General features: G+C 71.7%; 11 protein-coding genes and 1 pseudogene. 7 read left to right on the plus strand and 5 right to left on the minus strand.

What is annotated here, in order from left to right; all coding sequences use genetic code 11:
• The first annotated feature begins 4 nt into the window (after positions 1 to 4).
• Entirely contained in the window at positions 5 to 1,687 is a 1,683-nt protein-coding gene (locus OHA89_RS23920; protein ID WP_266609645.1) for a thiamine pyrophosphate-binding protein, read from the plus strand.
• A 131-nt stretch (positions 1,688 to 1,818) separates the two neighbouring features.
• Positions 1,819 to 5,598 carry an ABC transporter ATP-binding protein gene (locus OHA89_RS23925; RefSeq protein WP_406367055.1) on the plus strand — a complete coding sequence of 1,260 codons (3,780 nt, stop codon included), beginning with the start codon at positions 1,819 to 1,821 and terminating at the stop codon, positions 5,596 to 5,598.
• A 12-nt stretch (positions 5,599 to 5,610) separates the two neighbouring features.
• Here OHA89_RS23925 and OHA89_RS23930 read toward each other — a convergent pair whose 3' ends face one another.
• On the minus strand, positions 5,611 to 6,165 hold the full coding sequence (locus OHA89_RS23930) for an EF-hand domain-containing protein (protein ID WP_406367057.1): 555 nt from the start codon (positions 6,163 to 6,165) through the stop codon (positions 5,611 to 5,613).
• Positions 6,166 to 6,421: 256 nt separating this feature from the next.
• On the opposite strand from OHA89_RS23930, the gene OHA89_RS23935 reads away from it, so the two are divergent.
• Complete coding sequence (locus OHA89_RS23935; RefSeq protein ID WP_266609648.1) at positions 6,422 to 6,820, plus strand: hypothetical protein; 399 nt, start codon at positions 6,422 to 6,424, stop codon at positions 6,818 to 6,820.
• Positions 6,821 to 6,904: 84 nt separating this feature from the next.
• Positions 6,905 to 8,338 carry a S28 family serine protease gene (locus OHA89_RS23940; RefSeq protein WP_266609649.1) on the plus strand — a complete coding sequence of 478 codons (1,434 nt, stop codon included), beginning with the start codon at positions 6,905 to 6,907 and terminating at the stop codon, positions 8,336 to 8,338.
• A gap of 31 nt (positions 8,339 to 8,369) precedes the next feature.
• Here OHA89_RS23940 and OHA89_RS23945 read toward each other — a convergent pair whose 3' ends face one another.
• A complete protein-coding gene (locus tag OHA89_RS23945; RefSeq protein ID WP_406368574.1) occupies positions 8,370 to 10,130 on the minus strand; it encodes a glycoside hydrolase family 3 protein in 1,761 nt (586 codons plus the stop codon).
• A 113-nt stretch (positions 10,131 to 10,243) separates the two neighbouring features.
• Entirely contained in the window at positions 10,244 to 11,140 is an 897-nt protein-coding gene (locus OHA89_RS23950; protein WP_215141267.1) for a LysR family transcriptional regulator, read from the minus strand.
• Positions 11,141 to 11,240: 100 nt separating this feature from the next.
• On the opposite strand from OHA89_RS23950, the gene OHA89_RS23955 reads away from it, so the two are divergent.
• Entirely contained in the window at positions 11,241 to 12,221 is a 981-nt protein-coding gene (locus OHA89_RS23955; protein ID WP_266609650.1) for an EamA family transporter, read from the plus strand.
• On the opposite strand, the pseudogene OHA89_RS23960 reads toward OHA89_RS23955, so the two are convergent.
• Both OHA89_RS23960 and OHA89_RS23965 read right to left on the minus strand, forming a co-directional pair.
• A pseudogene (locus OHA89_RS23960) lies at positions 12,127 to 12,630 on the minus strand (GNAT family N-acetyltransferase); the annotation flags it as partial. The gene OHA89_RS23955 and the pseudogene OHA89_RS23960 sit on opposite strands and share 95 nt — an antisense overlap.
• A gap of 51 nt (positions 12,631 to 12,681) precedes the next feature.
• A complete protein-coding gene (locus tag OHA89_RS23965; protein WP_406367059.1) occupies positions 12,682 to 13,230 on the minus strand; it encodes a DUF937 domain-containing protein in 549 nt (182 codons plus the stop codon).
• A gap of 278 nt (positions 13,231 to 13,508) precedes the next feature.
• Here OHA89_RS23965 and OHA89_RS23970 point away from each other — a divergent pair, with 278 nt between their 5' ends.
• Together OHA89_RS23970 and OHA89_RS23975 are read left to right on the plus strand one after the other, a co-directional pair.
• Positions 13,509 to 15,770, plus strand: coding sequence for an ATP-dependent RecD-like DNA helicase (locus OHA89_RS23970; RefSeq protein ID WP_257556258.1), 2,262 nt, complete (start codon positions 13,509 to 13,511; stop codon positions 15,768 to 15,770).
• A 182-nt stretch (positions 15,771 to 15,952) separates the two neighbouring features.
• Positions 15,953 to 17,242, plus strand: coding sequence for a citrate synthase (locus OHA89_RS23975; protein WP_215141277.1), 1,290 nt, complete (start codon positions 15,953 to 15,955; stop codon positions 17,240 to 17,242).
• The last annotated feature ends 269 nt before the right edge of the window (positions 17,243 to 17,511 follow it).

A 17,511-nucleotide genomic window follows, 5' to 3' on the forward strand; every position in this document is an offset into this window, starting at 1 on the left:
GCACGTGACGCACGACCACGACCTGGTACTCCGTCCCACCGAAGCCCAGACGGCGGCCGCACTCGCGCCACCGCCGGGGCGGACGGGCGGGGACCTGGTCGTGGAGACGCTGCGGGGCCTCGGCGCGACCACGGTCTTCGGTCTGCCGGGGCAGCACGCGCTGGGCCTCTTCGACGCGGTCGGCCGCTCCGACCTGCGCCTGGTCACCCTGCGCGTGGAGAACAACGCGGGCTTCGCGGCGGACGCGTACGGCCGGATCACCGGAGAGGCCGTCCCCCTCCTCCTGTCCACCGGCCCGGGGGCCCTGACGTCCCTGCCCGCCCTCGCCGAGGCGGCCGCCGCGTCCGCCCCGGTGCTCGCGCTCTCCTCCCAGGTCCCCTCGGCGGGCCTGGGCGGCGGGCGCCGCGGCCACCTGCACGAGCTGCGCGACCAGTCCGCCTCCTTCCGTGACGTGGTGAAGTCCGTCCACACCGCCCGCACCCCCTCCCAGATCCCCTCCGTCATCGCCGAGGCCTGGGAGTCGGCCCTCACGGTCCCGCCCGGCCCGGTCTGGGTGGAGATCCCCGAGGACGTGCTCCGCGCCGAGACGCTCATCCCGCAGGTCACGGGCATGGACGCGACCCCGCACGAACTGGCTCCGCGCCCGGAGCTCACGGCGCTGGCCGCGCACTGGCTGCAGAACGCCTCCCGCCCGGTGATCATCGCGGGCGGCGGCGTCATCCGCTCCGACGCGGCGGGCAAGCTCAAGCAGCTGGCGGAACGCCTGAACACCCCCGTGGTCACCACCTTCGGCGGCAAGGGCGCCTTCCCGTGGACCCACCCGCTATCCCTCCAGTCCTGGCTGGAGGACCGCCACATGACCGACTTCCTGGAGGACGCGGACGTCCTGCTGGTGGTCGGCTCCGGCCTGGGCGAACTGTCGTCGAACTACCACACGTTCTTCCCCACCGGCCGGGTCGTGCAGATCGAGGCGGACCTCGGGAAGCTGGAGTCCAACCACCCGGCCCTGGGCATCCACGCGGACGCCCGCCTCGCCCTCCAGGCCCTGCTGGAGACGGTGACCGAGCGGGCGGACCCGTACGCTCCGGACCGCGTGAAGATGGTCCTCTCGGATATCGCGGATCGCCTGTCCACCCAGGACGTGGCCCTGGAGCAGGAGCTCCTGACCTCGATCCGGGCCGCTCTCCCGCCGCGCTCCCCGTCCTTCTGGGACATGACGATCCTGTCCTACTGGGCGTGGTCGGCCTTCGACGCCAAGCACCCCAACACCATGCACTCGGCCCAGGGCGCGGGCGGCCTCGGCTACGCCTTCCCGGCGGCCCTCGGCGCGGCCGTCGCGGAGCCGGGCACCCCCGTCCTCGCGGTCTCCGGCGACGGCGGCGCGATGTACTCCATCGCGGAGCTGGCCACGGCGCGCCAGCACGACCTGGACGTCACCTGGCTGATCGTGGACGACGGCGGCTACGGCATCCTGCGCGAGTACATGACGGAATCCTTCGGCCGCGCAACGGGAACGGACCTGACCCGCCCCGACTTCGCAGCCCTGGCGGCCGCCTTCGGTATCCCGGCGACCACCACCACCCCGGAAACCCTGACGGCGGACCTCAAGAAGGCCCTCACCACCCCCGGCCCCTCGGTCGTGGTCCTCCCGGCCACCCTCAAGATGTTCGCGCCGACCCACCTCTGAGCGGGAACGCCCCGACGGGTGAAGCCCGCTCGCACGGCCCGGACCCCAGTGCGATTGTTGCGGCGGGATGAAATCCGCCGGTCGGGGCGTTGGCGCTTCCGGCAGGACAGGACGAAACGGGGAGGCACCACGTGAAGGCGGCTGGGGAGAAACAGGGCTGGGGCAGGCGGCTGGCCGCCTACACGTGGCGCTACAAGGTCAACGTGCTGCTCGCGCTCGGGTCCTCGCTGGCCGGCATGGCCGTCATGGCGCTCGTGCCGCTGGTCACCAAGGTGATCCTCGACGACGTCATCGGGGACCGGTCCAAGCCCATGGGGCCCTGGGCGGGCATGCTCATAGCCGCCGCCGTCCTCGTCTACGGGCTCACCTACATACGCAGGTACTACGGCGGGCGGCTCGCCCTCGACGTCCAGCACGACCTGCGCACCGACATGTACGGCACCATCGCCCGCCTCGACGGGCGGCGGCAGGACGAGCTGTCCACCGGACAGGTCGTCGGGCGGGCCACCAGCGACCTCCAGCTGATCCAGGGCCTGCTCTTCATGCTCCCGATGACCATCGGGAACTTCCTCCTGTTCGGGATATCCCTCGGGATCATGCTGGCGCTCTCGCCGCTGCTGACCCTCGTCGCGCTGCTGATGGCCCCCGCCCTCTGGTTCATCGCCAAGCGCAGCCGCAAGAAGCTCTTCCCCGCCACCTGGTACGCCCAGGGTCAGGCCGCCGCCGTCGCGACCGTCGTCGACGGCGCCGTGACCGGCGTCCGCGTCGTCAAGGGCTTCGGCCAGGAGGAGCAGGAGACCTCCAAGCTGCGCACCGCCGGACGGCGGCTGTTCGCCGGCCGGATGCGGACCATCCGGCTGAACTCGCGCTACACCCCCGCCCTCCAGGCCGTACCCGCCCTCGGCCAGGTCGCCATGCTGGCGCTCGGCGGCTGGATGGCCACCCGCGGCCAGGTCACCCTCGGCACCTTCGTCGCCTTCTCCACCTACCTCGCCCAGCTCGTCGGCCCCGTCCGCATGCTCGCCATGGTGCTCACCGTCGGCCAGCAGGCCCGCGCCGGCGTCGAGCGGGTCTTCGAGCTGATCGACACCGAGCCCGTCATCCAGGAGGGCACGCACGAGCTGCCCGCCGACGCGCCCGCCACCATCGACTTCGACGACGTCCGCTTCGGGTACGACCCCGAGCGGCCCGTCCTCGACGGGTTCTCGCTGGCCGTCGCCGAGGGGGAGACCGTCGCCGTCGTCGGGGCCTCCGGCAGCGGGAAGTCCACCGTCTCGCTGCTCCTGCCTCGCTTCTACGACGCCGACGGCGGATCCGTACGGGTCGGCGGGCACGACGTGCGCGAGCTGACCTACGGGTCCCTGCGCGGCGCCATCGGACTGGTGCCGGAGGATTCGTTCCTCTTCTCCGACACCATCCGCGCGAACATCGCGTACGGGCACCCCGAGGCCACCGAAGAGCAGATCGAGGCCGCCTCCCGCGCCGCCCAGGCGGACGGGTTCATCCGGGAGCTGCCCGCCGGGTACGACACCAAGGTCGGCGAGCAGGGGCTCACCCTCTCCGGCGGCCAGCGCCAGCGCGTCGCGCTCGCCCGGGCCATCCTCACCGACCCCCGGCTGCTCCTCCTCGACGACGCCACCTCCGCCGTGGACGCCCGCGTCGAGCACGAGATCCACGAGGCGCTGCGCTCCGTCATGGCCGGCCGGACCACCCTGCTGATCGCCCACCGCCGCTCCACGCTCGCGCTGGCCGACCGGATCGCCGTACTCGACCGCGGGCAGCTCTCCGACATCGGCACCCACGAGGAGCTGGAGCGCCGCTCCGCCCTCTACCGCAGGCTGCTGACCGACCCCGACGAGCTCGGCGCCGGCTCGCCGCGGACCCGCTCCGCCCTGCCGATGGCCGAGTTCGAGCGGGACATCGAGCGGGACATCGAGCTCGAAGCCGAGATCGACTCCGAGCCCGTCAACGCCAAGCGCCGGGTCTCGGGCGGGATCACCCCCGAGCTCTGGAGGCGGCAGGAGGAGTCCGAGAACGCCGCCGCTTCCGCGGCCGTCCCGGGCATGCCGGCCACCCCCGAGCTGCTCGAGCAGGTCGCCGCCCTGCCGCCCGCCGACGACCGGCCCGACGTGGACGAGACCCGCGCCGCGGCCGCCGAGGAGAGCTACGGCCTGCGCCGCCTGCTCCGCGGGTTCTGGGCGCCGCTCGCCATCAGCCTCGCCCTCGTCGCCCTCGACGCGGGCTCCGGGCTGCTCCTGCCGATCCTGATCCGGAACGGCATCGACCAGGGCGTGGAGAAGGCCGCCCTGGGCGCGGTCTGGGCCGCCGCCGCCCTCGCCTTCGCGGTCGTCATCGGGCAGTGGGCCGCGCAGTTCGCCGAGACCCGGATGACGGGCCGCACCGGCGAACGCGTGCTGTACTCGCTCCGCGTCAAGATATTCGCCCAGCTCCAGCGCCTCGGCCTCGACTACTACGAGCGCGAACTGACCGGCAAGATCATGACCCGGATGACCACCGACGTGGACGCCCTGTCCAGCTTCCTGCAGACCGGTCTCGTCACCGCCGTCGTCTCCGTCTTCACCTTCTTCGGCATCCTGGTCGCCCTGCTCGCCCTCGACGTCGAGCTCGCCCTGATCGTCTTCGCCACGCTGCCCGTGCTGGTGCTCGGCACGATCGTGTTCCGCCGCAAGTCGGTCGTCGCGTACGAGCTCGCCCGCGACCGGGTCAGCCTGGTCAACGCCGACCTCCAGGAGTCCGTCGCCGGGCTCCGCATCGTCCAGGCCTTCCGCCGCGAGGGCTCCGGCGCCCGCCGCTTCGCGGAGCGCAGCGACTCGTACCGCGAGGCCCGGGTCCGCGGCCAGTGGCTGATATCCGTCTACTTCCCGTTCGTGCAGCTGCTGTCCTCGGGCGCCGCGGCCGCCGTGCTGATCGTCGGCGCCGGCCGGGTCGAGGCCGGCACGCTCACCACCGGTGCGCTGGTCGCGTACCTGCTCTACATCGACCTGTTCTTCGCCCCCGTCCAGCAGCTGTCCCAGGTCTTCGACGGCTACCAGCAGGCCACCGTCTCCCTCGGCCGCATCCAGGGGCTGCTGCGCGAGCCCACCACCACCCCGCACGCCGAAGAGCCCCGCGCGCTGCCCGAACTGCGCGGCGAGATCGCCTTCGAGGACGTCCGCTTCGGCTACGGCACCGCCGAGGAGCGGGGGGAGAAGGCAGACGCACTGGCCGGAATCAGCCTGCGCATACCCGCCGGGCAGACCGTCGCCTTCGTCGGCGAGACCGGAGCGGGCAAGTCCACGCTGGTCAAGATGGTGGCCCGGTTCTACGACCCGACCTCCGGCCGGATCACCGCCGACGGGGCCGACCTGCGGGAGCTCGACCTGACGGCGTACCGCCACCGGCTCGGCGTCGTCCCCCAGGAGCCCTACCTCTTCCCCGGTACGGTCCGCGACGCCATCGCCTACGGGCGGCCCGACGCGGAGGACGCCGAGGTGGAGGCCGCCGCCCGCGCGGTCGGCGCCCACGACATGATCGCCACGCTCGACGGCGGCTACCTGCACACCGTCGCCGAGCGCGGACGCAACCTCTCCGCCGGGCAGCGCCAGCTGATCGCACTGGCCCGGGCCGAACTCGTCGACCCGGACGTGCTGCTGCTCGACGAGGCCACCGCCGCCCTGGACCTGGCCACCGAGGCCCAGGTCAACCAGGCCACCGACCGGCTCGCCGGCAAGCGCACCACCCTGGTGGTGGCGCACCGGCTGACCACGGCCGCCCGCGCCGACCGGGTCGTGGTCATGGACCGCGGCCGGGTCGTCGAGGACGGCACCCACGCCGAACTCCTGGCGCGCGGCGGCCGGTACGCCGAGCTGTGGCGCACCTTCGTCGGGGAGGACGAGCGCGCCGTCGCCTGACCGCCGAGCGGGTCAGAGTTCGCCGAAGAACAGGTTGCCCGGGGCGTCCTCGTCGGTGCCGGTGTAGTAGTCGCGTACGGCGTCGAGGAGTTCGTCCACGGTCAGGGTGCCGTCCCCGTTGGCGTCGATCCGCCGGAACAGCGCCTCGGCGTCGGCGGGGCTCAGTTCCGTGTCGAAGGCCTCCTGGGCCTTGTGGAACTCCTCCGGGCTGATCCGCCCGTCGCCGTCGGTGTCGACCACCGTGAGGATCGCCTGCATCATCGGCCGGAATGAGCGGTCGTACGCGGCACCGCCCTGCCCGTACAGGCGGGTCATGCCCGCCTTGTACTCCTCGGGCGTGACCTTGCCGTCCCGGTCGATGTCGAGCTCGGTGAACAGGTCCTGCCAGAAGTTGACGATCCCCTTCATCACCGCGTCCGCCTTGGGCGAGTCGGAGGGCTCGGCCAAGGCCGTCAGCAGCCGGGACCCGAGCGCGATGATGTCGGTCGCGTCGATCTCACCGCTCCCGTCCGCGTCGAGGCGGTTGAAGGAGCGCTCCAGCTTGCGGTCGAGCAGGTCGTTCGTCACGTGAGTGCCTTTCGCGGCTACGGATGGCGGGGCGTGTGTCACCCAGCGTAATTGCCCGCCTGATCGTGAACTCCTGTTCTCCCGCCGGGGGGTTGCGGATGCACCCTTACGAGCGATGGGCGGCCCGTCGCAACCTTCGGGGGGATCCAGGCGTCGTACGTGCGTACGCATGTTGTACGTGCGACCGATCGGGGGCAGGGTGTTGCAGGGGTCGAGGGGGTGGCGGGGGAGCGGCCGGTGGGCCGCGCCCCTCGGGGTGTTCGCGGCCGCGCTGTGGCTCTGCGTCGGCGGGCTGTTCGCGGCTTCGCCCGCGCAGGCGGCGCAGGCGGCGCAGGTTGCCCAGGTGGAGTCGGCCGAACAGGCCGCCACCGGCGGCTGCACGGGCCGGCTGGCCACGACGCTGCCGTTCGCGGCGGGTGAGGTGCGCGTGTACAAGAGCCGCACCCAGGTGTGTGCGCTCACCGTGGCCCGGGTCCCCGGCGAGCGGCGGAAGATGGCGGTGAGCGTCCAGGGCCGCGGCGGGGCGCCGATCCGCGATATAGGGCGATTCACCCGTTACGCCGGTCCCGTCACCGTGGGGGCGATCGGCCGCTGCGTGTATGTAAAAGGGAGCGTAGGGGCCGAATCGGCCGAATCCGGCTGGATCCTGTGCTGACGGACCGGCCCAACTAGGTCTGTTCAGCAGCGTGTTCGCCCCGCTAGGTTCACCGCGACCGAAGTGAACTCAAGGGGAGGGTGAATGCGCAAGACGCTCGGATGGCTGCTGTCGCTCGTGGTGCTCATCGGCACCATGGGCGCGGCCGGCTTCACGGCACAAGCGGCCACCGCCGCGGGGCCCGCGGCCGCCACGGACATCAAGGACCAGATCCTCGGCATTCCCGGCATGAGCCTGATAGAGGAGAAGCCGTACCCCGGCTACCGCTTCTTCGTACTGAACTACGAGCAGCCGGTCGACCACCGGAAGCCGTGGAAGGGCACCTTCAAGCAGCGTCTGACCCTGCTGCACAAGGACGTCTCGCGGCCGACGGTGTTCTTCACGTCCGGCTACAACGTCAACACCAGCCCGCGCCGCAGTGAGCCGACGACCATCGTCGACGGCAACCAGGTGTCCCTGGAGTATCGATTCTTCACGCCCTCCCGGCCCGACCCGGCCAACTGGGCGAACCTGGACATCTGGCAGGCCGCCAGCGACCAGCACCGCATCTTCGGCGCCCTGAAGAAGATCTACACCAAGAACTGGCTGGCCACGGGCGGCAGCAAGGGCGGTATGACGGCGACGTACTACGAGCGCTTCTACCCGCGCGACATGGACGGTGTCGTCGCCTACGTCGCGCCCAACGACGTCGTCAACAACGAGGACTCGGCCTACGACCGGTTCTTCAGCAAGGTCGGCACCAAGGAGTGCCGCGACAAGCTGAACGCGGTGCAGCGCGAGGCGCTCGTACGCCGCGAGCCGCTGGAGGCCAAGTACGCGGCCGCCGCCGCCGAGAACGGCTGGACCTTCACCACCGTCGGGAACCTCGACAAGGCCTACGAGGCCGTCGTCCTCGACTACGTGTGGGCCTTCTGGCAGTACAGCCTGCTCGCCGACTGCGCCTCCATCCCGGCCGCCGCCACCGCGAGCGACCAGGAGATCTGGGACACGGTCGACGCGATCTCGGGCTTCTCCGCCTACGCCGACCAGGGCGTGGAGACGTACACGCCGTACTACTACCAGGCGGGCACGCAGCTCGGTTCGCCCGACATCAAGCAGCCCCACCTGGGCAACCTGAGCCGCTACGGCTACCAGCCGCCGCGCAACTTCGTGCCCCGCGACATCCCCATGACCTTCCAGCCGGGAGTCATGAAGGACGTCGACAACTGGGTGCGCAACAACGCGGACCAGATGCTGTTCGTGTACGGGCAGAACGACCCGTGGGGCGCCGAGCCGTTCCACCTCGGCTACGGGGTGCGCGACAGCTACGTGATGATCGCGCCGGGCGCCAACCACGGGGCCAACGTCGCCAAGCTGCTCGACGGCGAGAAGGCCCTCGCGACCGCGAAGATCCTCCAGTGGGCCGGGGTGTCCCCGGCCGCCGCGATCGCCGACGAGGCGAAGGCGGCGCCGCTGGCCGCGCCGGACGCGCAGCTCGACCAGCGCGACCTGGAGCGCGAGCCGCAGCTGCGGCCGTAGCCCCGTTCCCCGTCGGGCCGCGGGCAGACGTCTAGTACGTCAGCCCGTGGCCCAGCGGGTAGCGGCCCGGCACCGGAACCGGAAGGCGGCCGGCCGGCCGTACCGCACCGGTGAGCACCCGGGCGGCCGCCCGCATCTCCACATCCGTCCAGGAGTACGTGGCCACCTCCGCCGCACAGGCCGGCAGCCGGGCCGCGTCGTACGGATTGCGGATCGCCACCGCGATGACCGGCACTCCGGTGGCCAGCAGGCTCGCCACCAGGGTGCGCTGCGGGTCCTCCCCCTCGGGCACGTTGTACGTGCACACCAGCACCGCCGCGTGACCGGGCGCGGCGGCCGCCGCGCGGGCGGGCGGCACGGCCGTGGCCCGGCAGCCCAGGGAGGTCAGCTCCCGCGCCAGGACGGCCGTCGGGGGCCCCGTGGTGCCGCTGGGGGAGAGCGGGTCCGCTCCGGTGACCAGCAGCCGGGGGGCGGCCGACGCGTCCAGCGGCAGCAGCCCGGCGGGATTGGCCAGCACCGTCGTCGTGCCGGCCGCGATCGCGTCGGCGGCCGCGAGGTGCTCCGGGATGCCGACGGTCGTGTCCACCTCCCCGGCCGAGGTGCCCGCGTCGTCGAACAGGCCCCGGCGCGCCTTCAGTTCCAGGATCCGCAGCACCGACTCGTCGATCCGCTCCTCCGCCAGCTCGCCGCTCTCCACGGCCGCCAGCACGCTGCGGTACGCGAGACCCAGGTCCGGCGGGTTCAGCAGCTGGTCGCAGCCCGCCAGCAGAGCCAGGACCGGCACCCGGTCGTCCCCGTACTTCTGGCGGACCCCGGCCATGTCGAGCGCGTCGGTGACCACCACCCCGCGGAAGCCCAGGCGTTCGCGCAGGATGCCGGTCACGATCGGCCGGGACAGGGTCGCCGGATCCCCGGAGGGATCGAGCGCGGGAAAGACGATGTGCGCCGTCATGATCGCGTCCACGCCCGCCTGCACCGCGGCCCTGAACGGCGGCTCGTCCAGCTCCTCCCAGACGGCGCGGCTGTGCCGCATCACCGGCAGCCCGACGTGGCTGTCCGTCTCGGTGTCCCCGTGCCCCGGGAAATGCTTCGCGGTGGCCGCGACACCGGCCTCCTGATAGCCGCTGACCTGGGCGGCGACCAGCTCCGCCACGGCGCCGGGGTCGGCGCCGAAGGACCGTACGCCGATCACCGGATTGGCCGGGTTCACGTTGACGTCCGCCACCGGCGCGTAGTCCTGCCGGATGCCCATGGCCGCCAGCTCCGCCCCCGCGATGCGCGCCGCGAGGCGGGCGTCGTCGGCGGAGCCGGTCGCGCCGTGCTGAGCGCCGAGCGCCATCGCCCCCGGGAGCAGGGTCGCGGGCTTGCCGACGCGGGCGACGGCGCCGTGCTCCTGGTCGGTGGAGAGGAGCAGCGGGATCCGGGGTCCGGAGTCGAGGGCGGCCTGCTGGAGGCCGGCCGAGAGCGCGGCGATCTGGTGCGGGGTACGGGTGTTGTGGGCCCAGGCGAAGTAGATGATCCCGCCGAGGTGGTAGCGGGAGACCAGCTCGGCCGCGGTGCGCACGCCGAACAGCTCCAGGTTCTTCTCGGCGTCCGCGGGGTCGGGTTCGGTCGCCGCATGCCCGTACGCGCGGGAGACGAACAGCTGCCCGATCTTCTCGGCGAGGCTCATCCGGTCCAGCAGGCGGCGCGCCGACCGGCCGGGGGCGCGGCCGGGGTTGCGCGCGTCGTCAGGGGCGCGATCGGCGCCCACGGTGGAGGAGGCGGCCCCGGCGCCCGCGACGGCGACCATGGCGGCCGCGGCGAGCAGGGTCCGGCGGGAGGCGTGGTTCGGCACGCGCCGGACCCTACTGCGGGGCTACGCCCCATGAGTGACGGACACTCGGAGTTCCCCCGGATGACCCGTTACGCGGTCCAGTGCTCCTGGAGGGTCCGCACGGCCTCGGTGATGGCGGGGCGGCGGGCGGCCCCCGTCCGCCACAGCGCGTACAGCCGGCGTACGGGGCCCGGCTCCAGGGGCACGGCCACCGCGCCCGGCGGCAGCGCGCCGGTGCCCAGCCGGGGGACCACGGCCACTCCGAGCCCGGCCGCGACCAGGGCGACGATGGTGTGGTTCTCCTCCGCCACGTGCGCGATGTCGGGCTCGAAGCCGGCGGTGCGCATGGTCCGCACCAGCCAGTCGTGGCAGACCCGCCCCGGCGGCTGGCACACCCAGCGCTCGCCGCCGAGGTCCGCCCGCCGGATGACGTCCCGCGTGGTGAACGGATGCCCGGCCGGCACCACCAGATCGCAGAGGTCGTCCCCGATCACCGCCTGTTCGACCCCCTCGGGGGCCGGCAGCGGGGCGATGTCCCAGTCGTGGGCCACCGCCAGATCGGTGACGCCCCGGGCCACCAGGTCCACCGAGAGGTGCGGGTCCACCTCCGTGAGGCGTACGTCGAGCGCCGGATGGCGGCGGGCCAGATCGGCCAGCACCCCCGGCAGCAGCCCGCGCGCCGCCGAGGCGAACGCGGCCACCGTCAGCAGCCCGCTGGGCTGCCCGCGCCGCTCCTCCAGGGTGGTCTCGGCGCGCTCCACGATCGCCAGCAACTCCTGGGCCGTGTCGGCCAGATGCCGGGCCTCCTCGGTGAGTGCGACCCCGCGCCCGCGCCGCTCGAGCAGGGTGGTGCGGGTCTCCCGCTCCAGCTTGGAGATCTGCTGCGAGACCGCGGAGGGGGTGTAGCCGAGGGCGGCGGCCGCCCCCGCGACCGAGCCGTGGACGGAGACGGCGTGCAGGGCGCGCAACCGGGCGAGATCGAGCATGTCTCCATCGTGGCACCCGGGCCGATCGTAAGCAACGCTTCATCCATCCCGGAAGAGATCCGCGCTGGTGCTACACGGTCAGGGCGCCGATGCTCGGATCATGCGTCCCGTACACACCGCACTCGCCGTGCTCGTCGCCGCCGTCTGGGGCTTCAACTTCGTCGTCATCGAGATCGGACTCGACCACTTCCCGCCGCTGCTGCTGTCCGCCCTGCGCTTCCTCGTCGCCGCCCTGCCCGCCGTGTTCTTCGTCGGGCGCCCCAAGGTCGGCTGGAAGTGGATCCTCGGAGTCGGCCTGGCCCTCGGCATCGCCAAGTTCGGCCTGCTGTTCACCGGCATGGCCGCCGGGATGCCGGCCGGGCTGTCCTCCCTCGTGCTCCAGATCCAGGCCGTCTTCACCGCCGTCCTCGCCGCGGTCGTCCTGCGCGAACGGCCCGGCCGGGTACGGGTGCTGGGGATGGGCGTGGCGCTCGCCGGGATCGCGGTGGCCGCCGTGGACGGCGGAACGTCCGGGCCGGTGCTCGGCTTCACCCTGGTCGTCGCGGCCGCCGCCTGCTGGGGCGTCTCCAACGTGCTGACCCGCAAGGCCTCCCCGCCGGACGCGCTGAACTTCATGGTGTGGGTGTGCACGGTGCCGGTGCTGCCGCTGTTCGCGCTCTCGCTGCTGCTGGAGGGCCCCGAGCGGGACCTGGCCGCGCTGCGCGCCCTGGACTGGTCCGGGGCGGCCGTCATCGGCTACGTGGCCTGGGTGTCCACCGTCTTCGGTTTCGGGGCCTGGGGCTACCTGCTGCGCCGCTACCCGGCCTCCTCGGTGGCGCCGTTCTCCCTGCTGGTCCCGGTCTTCGGGATGTCCTCGGCGGCCCTGGTCCTCGGGGAGTCCGTCTCGGGACTGCGCTGGCTGGCGGCCGTGCTCCTGGTCGGCGGCGTGGGCCTCACCTCGCTGGCACCCGCGCGCGCCTCGAACCGTACGGGGGTCGGTTCGGGCGTCAGCGCGGGGAGCCCTCCTGCAGTGGCAGTCGCCAGTCCTGCCCCGTCAGGCTCGCTCCGTACGAGCGGTGCGGCCGCTCCGCGATCAGGGTGAACCCGGCGCGCAGGTACAGCTCGCGGGCGTCGGTCAGTACGTCGTTGGTCCACAGCACCAGCTCGCGGTAGCCGACCGAGCGGGCGAAGCCGACGACCGTGTCGACCAGCAGGCTGCCGATGCCGCGGCCGCGGCCCTCCGGGTCGACCAGGAGCAGCCGCAGCCGGGCGGTGCCGGGCGCGCCGTCCTCCCGAACGCACATCACCGAGCCGACGGGCCGGCCGTCCAGCTCGGCGATCCACACGCGTTCCAGGTAGGGGTCGTGGTCCTGGGCGAAGTCCGCGACGATCCGGGCGACCAGGCCCTCGAAGTCGGAGTTCCAGCCGTACTCGGAGGCGTACAGCGCGCCGTGGCGCTGCACGATCCACCCCAGGTCTCCCGGTTCCGGGTCCCGCAGCCGCACGCTTTCAGCCATGCGCCAACTCTAGGCGCCCCGGGTGAGCGCGAGCCCTCGAACGGGCTACTTCTTGCCGCCGCCGAGGATGCTGCCGAGCAGGTCCCCGAGGCCGCCGCCCTCTGCCGGTGTGGCGCCAGGTGTTGCGCCGGGTGCGGCGCCGGGTGCGCCGCCCGCCGTCGGGGCGCCCGCGCCCTTGCCGGCGGCCGCGCGCTTGGCGAACACGGCCAGCAGCACCGGGATCAGCAGCTCGATCACCCGGCTGATGGTGGGAGCGGGGATGCCCGTCTTCTTCGAGACGGCGTTGGCCACGGGCTTGCTCACCTTGGCGAGCACCCCGGCCATCATCCCGCCGCCGAGCATGCCGCCGAGGCCGCCGCCGAGCGTCGCGACGCCCTGCAGCGGCGGCTCGGCCACCTCCGCGACGGCCTGGCGGACCTCGTCGTCGTCATTGGCGTCGGCCTTCTCCTGGAGGGTGCCGGTCATCGCGCTCACCGTCTGCTCGACGGTGTCGCGGGCGCCGTCGGTGTCGGTGTCGAGCAGTCCGGCGATCTCGGTCAGCTTTTCGTCGCCGAGCTCGTCGAGCACGTCTTTCTGGAATGAGGATTCGCTCATGCCCGAAACGCTACTTCTGTGCCGATTTACAGGCACCTCGGGTGGGGCGTTGGGTAACGGAAACATAAAACTCCGCATCCGGGTGCAACCCTCCGCCGTGATTGGGGGTCGTACGGTGCGTCGGGACTTCCGGGAGGGGATCTGGGGGGATCGGGAAGTCCGACGAGGGAGGGGTAACCGTGAGGGGGTCCGGCCGCGAGGCCGGACCCCCTTCTGGTATCCCCGGGCGTTGTCCACAGGCCTGACGCGCTGTCGGCGCCGGACGGTAGCTTCGGGTCATGGCAACGAACGGGGCGCAGGCGGCGCAGGTCGTGCAACTGGCGGTGGTCGAGGGGGTGCTCGAGCGCATCACCTACGCCAACGAGGACACCGGGTACACGGTCGCCCGCGTCGACACCGGCCGCGGCAGCGGCGACCTCCTCACCGTCGTCGGCTCCCTGCTGGGCGCCCAGCCCGGCGAATCCCTGCGCATGGAGGGCCGCTGGGGCTCCCACCCGCAGTACGGCAGGCAGTTCACGGTGGAGAACTACAAGACCGTGCTGCCCGCGACCATCCAGGGCATCCGCCGCTACCTCGGCTCCGGTCTGATCAAGGGCATCGGCCCGAAGATCGCCGACCGGATCGTGGAGCACTTCGGCACCGACACCCTCGACGTGATCGAGGACGAACCCAAGCGGCTGATCGAGGTCCCCGGACTCGGCCCCAAGCGGACCAAGCTGATCGGCGCCGCCTGGGAGGAGCAGAAGGCCATCAAGGAGGTCATGGTCTTCCTCCAGGGAGTCGGTGTCTCCACCTCCATCGCGGTGCGCATCTACAAGAAGTACGCCGACGCCTCCATCTCGGTGGTGAAGAACCAGCCCTACCGGCTGGCCGCCGACGTGTGGGGCATCGGCTTCCTCACCGCCGACCGCATCGCCCAGGCCGTCGGCATCCCGCACGACAGCCCGGAGCGGGTCAAGGCAGGGCTCCAGTACGCCCTGTCGCAGTCCACCGACCAGGGGCACTGCTTCCTCCCCGAGGAGCGGCTCATCGCCGACGGGGTCAAGCTGCTCCAGGTGGACACCGGGCTGGTCATCGACTGCCTGGCCGAGCTCGCCGCCGACCCGGAGGGCGTCGTACGGGAGCCCGTGCCCGATCCGCAGGGCGGCCCGGACCCGCTGACCGCCGTGTACCTGGTGCCCTTCCACCGCGCCGAGCTGTCGCTGGTCGGGCAGGTACGCCGGCTGCTGCAGGCCGAGGAGGACCGGATGCCGGGATTCCGGGACGTGGACTGGGACAAGGCGCTGGGCTGGCTCGCCGGGCGGACCGGGGCCACCCTCGCCCCCGAGCAGCGCGACGCCGTCCGGCTCGCGCTGACCCGCAAGGTCGCCGTGATGACCGGCGGGCCCGGCTGCGGGAAGTCCTTCACCGTGCGCTCCATCGTCGAGCTGGCCCGGGCCAAGAAGGCCAAGGTGGTGCTCGCCGCCCCCACCGGCCGGGCGGCGAAGCGGCTGGCCGAGCTCACCGGGGCCGAGGCCTCCACGGTGCACCGGCTGCTGGAACTCAAACCCGGCGGGGACGCCGCGTACGACCGGGAACGGCCGCTGGACGCGGACCTGGTCGTGGTCGACGAGGCCTCGATGCTGGACCTGCTGCTGGCCAACAAGCTGGTCAAAGCGGTGGCACCAGGTGCACACCTGCTGCTGGTAGGGGACGTGGACCAGCTGCCCTCGGTCGGCGCCGGGGAGGTGCTGCGCGACCTGCTGGCCGAGGGCGGGCCGGTGCCCGCGGTCCGGCTGACCCGGATCTTCCGGCAGGCCCAGCAGTCGGGCGTGGTCACCAACGCCCACCGGATCAACACCGGTGTGCCGCCGATCACCGATGGGCTGCCGGACTTCTTCCTCTTCCCCGAGGAGGACACCGAGGAGGCCGGGCGGCTCGCCGTGGACGTGGCGGCCCGGCGGATTCCGGCCAGGTTCGGTCTCGATCCGCGCCGGGACATCCAGGTGCTCGCGCCCATGCACCGCGGCCCGGCCGGCGCCGGAAACCTCAACGGCCTGCTCCAGCAGGCCATTACGCCCGCCCGGCCGGACCTGCCCGAGAAGCGGTTCGGCGGCCGGGTCTTCCGGGTGGGCGACAAGGTCACCCAGATCCGGAACAACTACGAGAAGGGCGCCAACGGCGTCTTCAACGGCACGGTCGGCGTGGTCACCGGCCTCGACCTGGACGAACAGCGCCTGACGGTACGGACGGAGGAGGACGAGGAGATCGGCTACGAGTTCTCGGAGCTCGACGAGCTGGCCCACGCCTACGCCGTCACCATCCACCGCTCCCAGGGGAGTGAATATCCCGCCGTGGTGATCCCGGTCACCACCGGCGCTTGGATGATGCTCCAGCGAAATCTTCTCTACACGGCGGTGACGAGGGCGAAGAAACTGGTCGTCCTCGTCGGGTCCCGCAAGGCCCTCGGCCAGGCGGTGCGTACCGTTTCCGCAGGCAGGAGGTACACGGCGGTGGCGCCCAGGCTGTCCGGCCGGATACCGGTGGGAAACATCACCTAGATGATCGATCATTTGGGGTTCCACCACCGGTGCGGAGGGGGCAGGATGAGCAGCTTGGCGGCACTCAGTGCCGTCAAAAGCACCAAAGGCCGACCCCGAGTGCACTCTCCTGCGCCAAATGGGGGAAGGTAGAGGCAGTCAGGGCACCTCGAAGAAGAGGCACTACGTCGGTGAGGGATGACGTGAGCGACAACTCTGTAGTACTCCGGTACGCGGACGGTGAATACACCTACCCGGTGGTCGAGAGCACCGTCGGTGACCAGGGCTTCGACATCTCGAAGCTGAGGGCCCAGACCGGGCTCGTCACTCTGGACAGCGGCTACGGCAACACCGCGGCCTACAAGTCCGCGATTACCTACCTCGACGGTGAGCAGGGCATCCTGCGTTACCGCGGTTACCCGATCGAGCAGCTGGCCGAGCGTTCGACCTTCATCGAGGTCGCGTACCTGCTGATCAACGGTGAGCTGCCGACCGTCGACCAGCTCGCGTCGTTCCGCAACGAGATCACCCAGCACACGCTGCTGCACGAGGACGTGAAGCGCTTCTACGACGGCTTCCCGCGCGACGCGCACCCGATGGCGATGCTGTCCTCCGTGGTCAGTGCGCTGTCGACGTTCTACCAGGACAGCCACAACCCGTTCGACGAGACGCAGCGCAACCTCTCGACGATCCGGCTGCTGGCCAAGCTCCCGACGATCGCGGCCTACGCGTACAAGAAGTCGGTCGGCCACCCGGTGGTCTACCCGCGCAACGACCTCGGCTACGTCGAGAACTTCCTGCGCATGACCTTCTCCGTGCCGGCCCAGGAGTACGACCTGGACCCGGTCGTGGTCTCGGCGCTCGACAAGCTGCTGATCCTGCACGCGGACCACGAGCAGAACTGCTCGACCTCCACCGTGCGTCTGGTCGGCTCCTCGCAGGCGAACATGTTCGCCTCGATCTCCGCCGGCATCTCGGCCCTGTGGGGTCCGCTGCACGGTGGCGCCAACCAGTCGGTTCTGGAGATGCTCGAGGGCATCAAGAACGACGGCGGCGACGTCGACGCCTTCATCCGCAAGGTGAAGAACAAGGAAGACGGCGTCCGCCTCATGGGCTTCGGGCACCGCGTCTACAAGAGCTTCGACCCCCGGGCGAAGATCATCAAGGCGGCGGCGCACGATGTCCTCTCGGCGCTCGGCAAGAGCGACGAGCTGCTCGACATCGCGCTCAAGCTGGAAGAGCACGCGCTGGCCGACGAGTACTTCGTGTCGCGCAACCTCTACCCGAACGTGGACTTCTACACCGGTCTGATCTACCGGGCGATGGGCTTCCCGACCGAGATGTTCACCGTGCTCTTCGCGATCGGCCGGCTCCCCGGCTGGATCGCCCAGTGGCACGAGATGATCAAGGAGCCGGGATCCCGCATCGGCCGCCCGCGCCAGATCTACACGGGCGAGGTCCTGCGCGACTTCGTGCCCGTCGAGTCCCGCTGACCCGAGGCTCGCGCACAGACATACGAAAAGCGCCCCGCCGTCGATCCCCCCACGGGTCGACGGTCGGGGCGCTTTCCTTTCCCCGGTACGGATTCCCCCCACGGGACCCGAGCCGGGGCGTCGGTGTCTGCCGGGACCCGTTCGGATCGGGAGGGCCGCTCAAAGCCTCCCGCGGGCACGTGTCCCGGCCGGCCGGTGCCCGTGGACGTCCCCCAAGACCTCCGTGGAACGTCCCCCAAGACGTTCCTGGCACCGCCCCATTAGACCCG

The organism is Streptomyces sp. NBC_01546, assembly GCF_045208355.1.
Classification (GTDB): Bacteria; Actinomycetota; Actinomycetes; order Streptomycetales; family Streptomycetaceae; genus Streptomyces.